This is a genomic window from Bacillus sp. AF23 (assembly GCF_020861455.1).
GTDB classification, from domain to species: domain Bacteria; phylum Bacillota; class Bacilli; order Bacillales; family Bacillaceae; genus Bacillus; species Bacillus halotolerans.
The window spans coordinates 125,544-134,659 of record NZ_JAJHVY010000002.1 but is presented as its reverse complement, the minus strand read 5'-3'; the positions used below and the strand labels follow the sequence as shown (position 1 = coordinate 134,659).

17 protein-coding genes and 1 other annotated feature (1 of these 18 only partly in view) are annotated in these 9,116 nt (G+C 36.1%); of the genes, 3 read left to right on the top strand and 14 right to left on the bottom strand.

Going from position 1 to position 9,116, the window contains the following annotated elements; translation table 11 throughout:
- Positions 1-59: 59 nt before the first annotated feature.
- The 7 genes from LNN34_RS00695 to LNN34_RS00665 form a co-directional block, all read right to left on the bottom strand.
- A complete protein-coding gene (locus LNN34_RS00695; protein ID WP_229042524.1) occupies positions 60-506 on the bottom strand; it encodes a serine protease in 447 nt (148 codons plus the stop codon).
- An 11-nt stretch (positions 507-517) separates the two neighbouring features.
- Positions 518-811, bottom strand: a complete 294-nt coding sequence (locus LNN34_RS00690) for a hypothetical protein (protein WP_229042522.1) — start codon at positions 809-811, stop codon at positions 518-520.
- 83 nt (positions 812-894) lie between these two features.
- Entirely contained in the window at positions 895-1,218 is a 324-nt protein-coding gene (locus tag LNN34_RS00685; protein ID WP_229042520.1) for a hypothetical protein, read from the bottom strand.
- Positions 1,219-1,232: 14 nt separating this feature from the next.
- Positions 1,233-1,637, bottom strand: coding sequence for a DUF6809 family protein (locus tag LNN34_RS00680; protein WP_229042518.1), 405 nt, complete (start codon positions 1,635-1,637; stop codon positions 1,233-1,235).
- 126 nt (positions 1,638-1,763) lie between these two features.
- Complete coding sequence (locus tag LNN34_RS00675) at positions 1,764-2,471, bottom strand: hypothetical protein (protein WP_229042516.1); 708 nt, start codon at positions 2,469-2,471, stop codon at positions 1,764-1,766.
- The gene (locus tag LNN34_RS00670; protein WP_229042511.1) at positions 2,471-2,611 is read right to left on the bottom strand and encodes a hypothetical protein; all 141 of its coding nucleotides are present in this window, start codon (positions 2,609-2,611) and stop codon (positions 2,471-2,473) included. The genes LNN34_RS00675 and LNN34_RS00670 overlap by 1 nt, the downstream gene beginning before the upstream one ends.
- Before the next feature lie 12 nt (positions 2,612-2,623).
- Positions 2,624-3,277 (bottom strand): Rha family transcriptional regulator, encoded by a 654-nt coding sequence (locus LNN34_RS00665; RefSeq protein ID WP_229042510.1) that lies wholly within the window; start codon positions 3,275-3,277, stop codon positions 2,624-2,626.
- A 56-nt stretch (positions 3,278-3,333) separates the two neighbouring features.
- On the opposite strand from LNN34_RS00665, the gene LNN34_RS00660 reads away from it, so the two are divergent.
- The gene (locus LNN34_RS00660; RefSeq protein WP_229042509.1) at positions 3,334-3,675 is read left to right on the top strand and encodes a hypothetical protein; all 342 of its coding nucleotides are present in this window, start codon (positions 3,334-3,336) and stop codon (positions 3,673-3,675) included.
- A gap of 24 nt (positions 3,676-3,699) precedes the next feature.
- On the opposite strand, the gene LNN34_RS00655 is transcribed toward LNN34_RS00660, so the two are convergent.
- The 5 genes from LNN34_RS00655 to LNN34_RS00635 all read right to left on the bottom strand — a co-directional run bounded on the left by LNN34_RS00655 (position 3,700) and on the right by LNN34_RS00635 (position 5,044).
- On the bottom strand, positions 3,700-3,942 hold the full coding sequence (locus LNN34_RS00655; protein WP_017695838.1) for a hypothetical protein: 243 nt from the start codon (positions 3,940-3,942) through the stop codon (positions 3,700-3,702).
- A 58-nt stretch (positions 3,943-4,000) separates the two neighbouring features.
- On the bottom strand, positions 4,001-4,156 hold the full coding sequence (locus LNN34_RS00650) for a hypothetical protein (protein WP_229042508.1): 156 nt from the start codon (positions 4,154-4,156) through the stop codon (positions 4,001-4,003).
- Positions 4,153-4,452, bottom strand: coding sequence for a hypothetical protein (locus tag LNN34_RS00645; protein ID WP_229042506.1), 300 nt, complete (start codon positions 4,450-4,452; stop codon positions 4,153-4,155). Before LNN34_RS00645 ends, LNN34_RS00650 begins: the two co-directional genes overlap by 4 nt.
- Positions 4,453-4,519: 67 nt before the next feature.
- Positions 4,520-4,792, bottom strand: a complete 273-nt coding sequence (locus LNN34_RS00640) for a hypothetical protein (RefSeq protein ID WP_229042504.1) — start codon at positions 4,790-4,792, stop codon at positions 4,520-4,522.
- A gap of 18 nt (positions 4,793-4,810) precedes the next feature.
- On the bottom strand, positions 4,811-5,044 hold the full coding sequence (locus LNN34_RS00635) for a helix-turn-helix transcriptional regulator (protein WP_229042502.1): 234 nt from the start codon (positions 5,042-5,044) through the stop codon (positions 4,811-4,813).
- A gap of 151 nt (positions 5,045-5,195) precedes the next feature.
- Here LNN34_RS00635 and LNN34_RS00630 point away from each other — a divergent pair, with 151 nt between their 5' ends.
- Entirely contained in the window at positions 5,196-6,080 is an 885-nt protein-coding gene (locus LNN34_RS00630; protein ID WP_229042500.1) for a helix-turn-helix domain-containing protein, read from the top strand.
- A gap of 83 nt (positions 6,081-6,163) precedes the next feature.
- Complete coding sequence (locus LNN34_RS00625; protein WP_099043336.1) at positions 6,164-7,309, top strand: tyrosine-type recombinase/integrase; 1,146 nt, start codon at positions 6,164-6,166, stop codon at positions 7,307-7,309.
- 118 nt (positions 7,310-7,427) lie between these two features.
- On the opposite strand, the gene sr7p is transcribed toward LNN34_RS00625, so the two are convergent.
- Together sr7p and tyrS are read right to left on the bottom strand one after the other, a co-directional pair.
- Complete coding sequence (gene sr7p, locus LNN34_RS21895) at positions 7,428-7,556, bottom strand: small protein SR7P (RefSeq protein WP_024122505.1); 129 nt, start codon at positions 7,554-7,556, stop codon at positions 7,428-7,430.
- A 131-nt stretch (positions 7,557-7,687) separates the two neighbouring features.
- Positions 7,688-8,956 carry a tyrosine--tRNA ligase gene (gene tyrS / locus LNN34_RS00620; RefSeq protein WP_044153837.1) on the bottom strand — a complete coding sequence of 423 codons (1,269 nt, stop codon included), beginning with the start codon at positions 8,954-8,956 and terminating at the stop codon, positions 7,688-7,690.
- Positions 8,957-9,004: 48 nt separating this feature from the next.
- Positions 9,005-9,116 (bottom strand) — a binding site (T-box leader) (it continues 130 nt past the right edge of the window).

The following is a 9,116-nucleotide window of genomic DNA, read 5'->3' as shown; positions in this document are numbered from 1 at the left end:
AATGGATATTTTAAGGAAAAATAAAGGCTGTCGAGATTTTCTCGACAGCCTGAGCACCATCAAGGTGCTAGTTTTTCTTCATTTGTTCTTATTTTTTCAAATAGTTGTAGTATGACTCTTGTCTTTTTAATATATGTCATCGGATATCTTATAAAAGTTTTTATTTCGTCACTAATTTTGTCAACCACTTGTGCTGAAACAATTCCAATAACTTTATTATTAAAGATAACTGGACCTCCACTAAAACCACCATAATTGAATATGTTACCAATCAAATAGTCAAAATCCTTGGGATTCATTGCTACTTTTCCAAATGAATATATAGGTAAATGATAGCCACTTAACTCTGGTTTTAAGCCGCCTAAATCACTGAAAAGTGGGTACCCTATTAAACAAATATCTTCCCCTTCTTTTAACTCTTTATTCAAAAGATACTTAATATCTAACGGCTTGTATCCCGATGCTTCTAAAAATTGTGCAAATCCCCTAGTTTCATTAAAATTCAAAGAAATAATTGCTAAAAAATAGATTCTTCATAAACTATAGGGCGATTTCCAGAACTATTGGAACCTAAATTTTCAATTACATCAGTGCCAATTGTTATATCTGTTGATTCACCGTACAGTCTTCCTTTTAGAATTGTTTTGTAAATATGTCCTGTATCTCTATTGAAAATTAAATGCTTTACAGTTAATAAGTACCTTTTATCTTTATCTTTATCTTTCACGAAAAGAGCAGTACCAGTATCATCTGTGTAATCATCAAGAACACTTAAATATACAACCGATTTCTTTATATTTTCTAAAATCATAATTTCCCTCCCACCTTATTATCGGTGAAAGGAAGGATCAAAGGAACAATTTGCAGAATTTGTCGAAAAAAAGTCCCCTAACTTCAAATAAAACTAGACACGTGTTTGTTGGTCTTTTTTATAGTCAGATATCCCATATCTCCAAGCTGTTCTAACCAACGGAAAATTGTCTTTTCTCCTTTAATTCTGTCTTTAGATTTAAGCCCAGAATTATACATATCCATCAAAGCAAAACGACCTGTCACAAATTCCCCAGGCATCAACTTTATTTTTTGTCTGCCTACAATTTGTTCATGTTCAGTATGTGAAGCCTCTGTCAAACAGATAAGCCACAATCTTAAAAGCTGCGGGTCATTGAAAATTGGGTTACTTCTAATCTTCCTATGTAGCTTGATCCAACCATTCATCTAAATCACCTTGCTCACTTATAAAAATTCAATTCATCACTATAAGCGACTTCTCCCATGAGATAGCGAAAACCGGCAATAAATCCCGAAATAAAAGCGTCCTCGCTCTCGTATGCCGCTTTTGTTGAACAAATCTCATCAAAATCCTGCAGAAGTGGCTTTAATTCCGCCGGCAGCTTCTCGCTTAACCGTGCATAAAGATCGTTCATTCGGTCATTTGCCTTACATGTTTTTTGGGACCATTCGATTTTTTCGTTATCACTGTCTAACCTTTCATGCAGAGACTTGGTTGCTATCAATTTGAGCATAGTAACCATGCCAGCGTCGTAATACTTACCACATACAGTCGTTTTATTTATATCCGATCCGATCTGTTCACCAATAGCAGCTATTTTAGTAGGCGTACCCATTAATTTCATAATTGAATTCTCCCCGCATTTGATTTAAGATTGATATTTTCTTTAAGTCATGGTATTGTCTATCTGAATAAATCAAGAAAAAGTGCGGCAACACTCTTTCTTGACCGTATGTTTGACTCTTACATCTTAGAGTAATGTGAGATTTGGCCGATCCTTCTCTATTGATGCGATGCGGCCATATTCGTCTTTTTCGGCTTTATACACTGGAATCGGTTCTTTAATAACCTCATGTAATATTTTTGAAGTATCAATCTCCCCGCTTATGATTCGATCCATTACACCTCTATAAAAAATATCAAAGAAAACATTATCATCTGGCGACTCAATACTTTTCACAAATACCTCAAGCATGAACCTATCAAAATCTATTTCGTCCGGCATATTGTCAATTGTGTTTTTCATTTCTGCCGCTCTTTCTTTGCTATGGTCTATAGAGAGAAGAGATAATAAATCATTCTTCTTCATTTTCCAGAAACCCATTGACAAGACTAAATGCTTTTCAAGGCTTTCTGGATAAGAGGGACTTAATTTAACTGCTTTTTCAATTTCTTGCTTAATCTCAGCAATGGAATTTTCGCCCATTTTCCCTATAGATTCATTCGCTTCCTCTAAATCCTCAAGCTCGGCTAAAATAGACCACAAGCGCTTGCGATATTTAGAAGCGGTGATTTCTCCGCGATTCATTTCCCGCTGTAATCGCTTGATCCACACCAAGGCGTTATATGGACTATATTTTGAAACAGACATAATTTTATCTACGTTGAAAAATTTACGTAGGTCTCGACTCACTTTTTCAGGAATATCCGCCTCAGTCATGCCAACAAACAAATACATCAAATTAGATTCCGCGATATGATCAACACCACGCCAAAAGCTTTGTATGTGTCATTGATGAAAGCATGAAATTCCTTCGTTACATGATTCACTTCTACTTTTAAAGCTTTGACACGACTATAAAACTCAAATTTATTCATTTTCTCATCCTCCTAAATTAACGGCCGCCATGTTTTAATCCATGCCTTAGCATCCTCAAAATCTAACTTTCTCAAATCCCTGTATGAAGGCACTGCGAAAGCGTCCCTAAAATTGCGATAAATACTTGAAAATAGGCGGCGTGTCCCCTCTGGGCTGTCATCGTATCTATCACGAATTTCATAAACGCGCTTTTTAATTTGCTTTTGGATAACATTTTGTTGAAAGGAGTCGATACTCAAATTGTCTTCAAGTTTGCCTAAACGTTTGTCTTGCTCGTTCTGTTTTTGCTCAAGACGGATCATGTGTTGTAACTGTGGACTCAACTGCGAATAACCAGTTTGTAAGTGGTGCTCCATCTGATTAAATTGGTTTACATAAGCAGCAGTAAACAGGATGCCTTTTTCGCCTGTCATTTTGTTGGCGACCATTTCACAGCCTTGTTTAGTTAGCAAATAATGTTTGTAGAGTTTACCCGTACCCGCTTGGTATGTGCTTTCTACAAAGAAATCATCAGAACGCAATTTTGCGTTTTGACCTATAACTACTAAGTAACTCTCAATGCTCCTTACCAAGTCCGCATGTCTTTTCTCAACCATTTCGGCCACGTCTCGACTATCTACAAAATGTTGTCCGTTTGATTCGATTAAATTTAAAGTGTTATTCAATTTATTTCCTCCCTTTTGGTATAATATTCCTATCAAGATAATAGGAGGTGAAAAGAATGGTAGTTGTTGCAAAAACTCTTGATGATTTCTCACATATCGTTAGGAATCATGGTCTAAATGGAATCGAGCCAGTTCACATTTATTATTCATGCGATTATGAAGATATTGCTTATAATCAAATTGTTGAACCTGGCCGTACATATAAATACACCCTTGCTCTTTTTTCAACGATTCAAACAGTTTTCCATAGTGGAACATTTGAGATCCAATCTGCCAGGGAAGTCGGCCAAACAATAAGTAATTTGAAAAGTGAATTTGGATTCCGTCCTGAGTTATGCCAAACATTAGAATTAATTGATGGAAACATAATCGCTTCAAATTTCATGGATATGGTTTAGTAATCTAATAGCGTCCCTAGGGCGCTATATTTTTTTCAGTAAGATGCTGTTTATCTCTTGTTTAACAAGTCTTTTAGCATATTCGGCAATAACTTGTTCAGTTTTTGGCTTATATCTAAATTGATCTAAACAATGTAGTAAGTCTCCATATGTCTGACAAAATGTTTTGAGTTGTCTAATGAGGTCTTTTGCTGTATTCTCCAAAGCTTCTTCATATTCAACTGATTTGATTTTTACTTTTTGCATTTCCGATCTATAAGGCTTCACTTTCTTTTCTCCTCCCATGGGTGTCCAGTTTTACTGACTTTCTTTCTTATCTCCTTAATTATTGAAGCGACAGGATTAATGCTGTAACAGACAGAATGACACAAATACTACTGACTATAATTCCAATTAAATGAAATCTTCTGCTATCCATTTGATCACCTCCAACCTCTTCAACCTCTGTTGCCGCAGGGGTTGAATTACTTTTAAGATTCATGTTGTAACCTCCATTCTTTCCATTTCCCTGTGTCGAACTTCAATTATTTCTTGTTCCTCAGCCTTACACATATGTACGCAGTATTCTGTTCCTGCGCTGACAAACTCAAGCATCACACGGCCTTTTATTGGCTGTGACCTTTTTGCTATCTTAAACTTTAAACCTGAGTTGTCATTAGGATTTTTTGAAAAAGCAAAAAGCGGTCCACTATTGAACAAAAAATCAATAAAGTTGTAAGATGCGTTAAAATCCAAGTCCGGTTCCGGGTTTATTATTTGAATGTCATTGAGATTCATCGTTTGACCCCTTTCAATTTACAGTCATCAAACTGCAATGTATTGTTTGCGTCTGTCCACGCTTTTTTTACCATTCATCCATAATTTCTTTCATAACTTGTTTAGATTCCTCATAGAACCAAAAACGTTTGCCTTTTTCCTTTCGACGCTCAAGTAGTTTCATCCGTGGATCTCGCAAGAATTCATTTTCTAAGAACGACTTACTCATGCAAGTTCTTTTAGACATCTCTTCAATATCCCAAGTGAAAAGGAGTTGATTCAATGTTTCATCTATTCTTTGAATAATATAACCTCTTATCTCAGACTGATTTATGTTCACTTTTATTTCTGCTATTGGCAATGTTCCTTCTCCTTAATATTATTTTCTTTTTGGTAATTCAAATATCAAATTATATTTGATTCCTTCACAAAAAAAATAAGTCCAATCAAAATCTAAAACGTCTGCAATCTTTTTAGCCTGAGACACAGAAACACTTTGCCCACCATTCTCTATAAAACTATAAGTTTTTGGACTTACTCCAATCTTTAAAGCTACTTCTTTTTGGGTCAGATCCTTATCAATTCGTAATAATGTCAACCATTTTCTTTTCAAAATATCACCTAATTAATAAAATTTAATTTGATTTTAACATCAAATTAAATTTTATGTCAATTATTTCATCAAAAATTGTTTTATTTTTGTTTGAAAAATCAAACGCTGGTTGATATTATAAGTGTATAATTCATATGCGAGGGAGAAATATATGATAAGTATCGGAAGTAAACTAAAGGCTTTACGAGAACGGAATGGCTGGACCCAAAGATATACTGCGGAAAAAATGGGGGTTTCTCCTCAAATGTACAATAATTACGAAAAAAATAAGACAAAACTTTCTTTAGAAAAAACCGAGAAGGTTTGTGATTTATATAATATCTCTTTAGATACCTTAACTTCTGACTATGAAAATTTAGATGAATTCTCAGAGGCTGCTTCAATATTCTCAAACAAGTATAAATATTTTAATGAATCGAAAAACGAAAATGATAAATATACTCCTTTCCTAATACCAAGTTTTACAGGGTTCGGTTATGAGATGGTGGAATTGGCTGACAACTATAATAGTGAAATTGATTACAATAGAAATGAATTTTTCTTCTTTGAAAATAAGGATGCCGAATATTCTCCAGAAAGATTAAAAATAGGGGATTTACTTTATTGTGAGGGTGTTGCTCCAGACGAAGATCCAGGAACTTTGGATACTTATTTAATCTATAATCATCAAGAAGATCGTTACTATGTACGAAGATTTCTCGATTCGAATCTATTCATGGATATAATTAGAAGTGTAGACGATGAAAAAACAAATAAAAAATTACAAAGTATACTTAAACAAAAAAATATAGATGAATTACTTATTTTGATTCCTGATCAATTGGGGAGCCAAAATTTGCTCATTTGTACAAAAGAAGAAATTTCAATACTTGGAAAAGTAGTGTATGTAATTTTTTCGCCAATGGTTGATGCTTTTGGTAGACACGGACTTGATTTTAAAAAAATGGCGAGCAAGAAATTTGAAGATGATTCAAGAAAGATCCAAAACCAGATAAATCATTTAAGACAAACAAACCCAAAATTTCTTAAAGATTAATTCTCCTTTTAATTGAAAGGAGGTGATACTAAATTTAAAAAGCCCCCTTTATTGCGTCTGTCCACGTTAGAAAGGGATGCTATATGAAATTATATAAGTCAAAAAAAGATAACGAATTATTTTATTACTTTAATGCAAAGAAAGAAAAACGTTGGTGTTATAGACACCGGTATTATGACAAAAATAATAAACGTAAGGAAAAGTCGCGGCAAGGTTTTAAAACGGAAAATGAAGCATACAGAGCTTTATTAGAAGTTAAGACAGGGATCATATCAGGTGAAACAAAAAAAGTTGAAAACTCGAATTTAACTGTTGCTGAATGGCTTGATACTTGGTTTGATTCCTATAAAAACCAATGGAAAATCACAACGCAGCTACAAAGACAGAATGCAATTAAATATCAAATGAAATCCTTGTTAGGCAGATACAAACTTGCTGATTTAGATAAGAGCACTTACAAAAGAGTTTACATTAATGAGCTGTTAAAAAGATATAAGCCCAGCACGGTCCTGTTATTCCATCGGCTCTTTAAAGTAGCAATAAATGCAGCAGTAGATGATGAGATATTAACGCGAAATCGTTTTAATAAAATAACAATCGAAAGTGATGAGGTTAGTGATAACTTTTACACAGCCGCGGAATTGAAACAGTTTCTATCTGCTGCAAAGCAATATGAAAATATAACTAATTATACACTCATTTTCTTGCTGTCATATACCGGCATGAGAAAAGGTGAAGCATTAGGCTTAAAGTGGGAGGATTTAGATTTTGATAATAAGACTCTCACCGTTAACAGGACCAGAGATAATAAAGGGGTTCGTTCCCCAAAAACTAAACGTAGCTACCGCACTATTTTAATTGCTGAGGAACTGATTGAACAGCTAAAATTATACCGCAAATGGTGTAAAGAGATAAAGTTCACTTACGGGTTATATTTATCAGATGAGGATTTTATTTTCATCTCTTTTCAAAGCGGGCTACCTGTAACTGATAACACAATCATGTATTCTATGCGACGTCTCTCAAAGAAAACTGGTTTAAAAAAGATAACTCCGCATGGATTAAGACATTCTCACGCGACAATATTAATTAGTAAACGAACGCCTGTAAAAGTCATAGCGGATCGGCTTGGAAATACTCCGCAAATGATTTTAGATATATACGGACATTCTTTCAAAGACTTGGAAGAACAATCTGTACTGGCTTTCGACCAGGCACTCAATTTTTAAAGATTGGGGGAGGTTTTGGGGGAGGTTTTTAAAAAGAGCCCTCTAAAACCTATTAATACTAGGGTTTATAACGTTATTGAGTTCTACTCTCGTTAATCGTTTAAAAAACCCCCTGCCGCTATGCGGTCGGGGGTTTTTTTTCGTCTGATTCTTCTACCGTTTCCTGCTGGACAACACTTTCTCTGGTCTGCTGCTCCCAATAATCCCGCTGTAATCTTTCTTTGGCGATCGTACACATGAGATTCACGGTGAGCTCTCCCTCCTATTGAAAAGGTGGTGAATGGTCGTGTTTGCCCTATCTAATATACTCTTTCCCTCAAATTCCTATGCGCTAAACCAAAAACATCCTTTGCCAATTAAGCAAAGGATGTTTTTTTCTTATTTATATGTGACAAGGAAGTATTTTTTCTTCCCGCGGCGAAGAACAGTAAATTGATCTTCAATGCGGTCTTCAGCAGATAAGATATAGTCAATTTCTGTCTGGCGTTCACCGTTAATGTAAACAGCTCCGTTTTTAATATCTTCACGGGCTTGGCGTTTAGACGGTGACAGTTTCGATTCAACCAGCACATCTACGAGTGACAGTTCTTCAGCGCTGTCTTTTTCTAGAGAAGGCACATCTTTAAAACCGATTTTTACGTCTTGGGCAGAAAGCTCTTTAATATTGCCGCTGAACAATGCTTGGGAAATATTGATCGCTTGCTCCAGTGCCTCGCGTCCGTGAACGAGCGCTGTCACTTCTTCTGCCAGGCGTTTTTGCGCTTCACGCTTTTCAGGTGCTGTTTCAGTTTTTTCAGCATATTCTTCGATTTCTTCCTTTGAAAGGAACGTGAAGTATTTTAAATATTTCACTACATCACGGTCGTCTGTATTGATCCAGAATTGATAGAACTCATATGGAGACGTTTTTTCTTTATCAAGCCAAATTGCGCCCCCTTCGGTTTTTCCGAATTTTGTGCCGTCCGCTTTCGTTACAAGCGGAATGGTAAGACCGAATGCTTTTGATCCTTCTTCTTCAGATTTTCTGATCAGTTCAAGGCCAGCTGTAATGTTGCCCCATTGATCGCTTCCGCCGATTTGCAGCTTACAGTTTTTCTCTCTGTACAGGTTTAAGAAATCATAGGATTGAAGAATCATGTAGCTGAATTCCGTGTAAGAAATGCCGGATTCGATTCTGGAGCTGACTGTATCTTTTGCCAGCATGTAATTGATGCCGAAGTTTTTGCCGACGTCACGAAGGAAGTCGATCACATTCAGGTTTCCGATCCAGTCGTAGTTATTTGCCATAACAGCCGGGTTTTCTGCTGATTCAAAATCAAGAAATCTTGAAAGCTGATTTTTGATTTTTTGCGACCATTCGACAACGATATCAGCCGTATTTAACGTACGCTCAGCTTTTTTTCCGCTCGGATCGCCGATTAAACCCGTCGCGCCGCCCACAAGCGCAATCGGATGGTGCCCCGCAAGCTGAAAACGGCGGAGTGTTAAAATGGGCAGCAGGTGCCCGATATGCAAGCTGTCTGCTGTCGGATCAAAGCCTGAGTACAGGCGGATTTTTTCTTCGTTCAGCTGTTTATTCAGTCCTTCTTCATCCGTCATTTGCTGAATCAATCCGCGGAAGGATAAATCTTCAAGTAAGTTTGTCATGAGATAAAGCTCCTTTTTTAATAAAATAAAAACGCCCCTTCGTGTAAACGAAGGGACGATTGATTATCGCGGTACCACCCTACTAATAAGAGCATACATGCAGCTTTTCGCTCTTATCACTTTGCCTGATAACGGATCAGGTCCGTTCTTTCACTACTGA